The organism is Streptomyces rugosispiralis (genome assembly GCF_024505145.1).
Lineage (GTDB): Bacteria > Actinomycetota > Actinomycetes > Streptomycetales > Streptomycetaceae > Streptomyces > Streptomyces rugosispiralis.
On sequence record NZ_JANIAA010000203.1, the window covers coordinates 1 to 686 of the forward strand.

At 71.7% G+C, this 686-nt stretch carries 1 protein-coding gene; it reads left to right on the plus strand.

Annotation, left to right across the window (positions count from 1 at the left end; translation table 11 throughout):
- Window positions 1–686, plus strand: a 686-nt coding sequence (locus NP777_RS47065) for a polyketide synthase (RefSeq protein ID WP_256656349.1), incomplete at both ends; no start/stop codon positions are given.

Below are 686 nucleotides of genomic sequence, written 5' to 3' on the forward strand. Positions count from 1 at the left end.
CGGGCACGTCGTACGCGCGTGAGGGCGGTTTCCTCTACGACGCGGGGGACTTCGACGCGTCGTTCTTCGGGATCTCGCCGCGTGAGGCCCTCGCGATGGATCCGCAGCAGCGGTTGCTGCTGGAGACCTCGTGGGAGGCGTTCGAGCGCGCGGGCATCGACCCCGCCACGCTGCGCGGGCAGCAGATCGGTGTCTTCGCCGGGACCAACGGTCAGGACTATCTGTCGCTGCTGATGCGGGCGCCCGAGGGCCTGGAGGGCCATCTGGGCACGGGCAACGCGGCGAGCGTGGTGTCCGGGCGGGTGGCGTACACCTTCGGTCTCGAGGGCCCGGCCCTCACGGTCGACACGGCCTGCTCGTCCTCGCTGGTGGCACTGCATCTGGCGGTGCAGGCGCTGCGGCAGGGCGAGTGCACGATGGCGCTCGCGGGTGGCGTCACGGTGATGTCCACCCCCGAGAACTTCATCGACTTCAGCCGTCAGCGCGGACTGGCCGCCGATGGCCGGATCAAGGCGTTCGCGGCCGGTGCGGATGGCACCGGCTGGGGCGAGGGCGCGGGCATGCTGCTGGTCGAGCGGCTGTCGGACGCGCGGCGCAACGGCCACCCGGTGCTCGCGGTGGTCCGGGGCTCCGCCATCAACCAGGATGGTGCGTCCAATGGCCTGACCGCGCCGAACGGTCCCTCG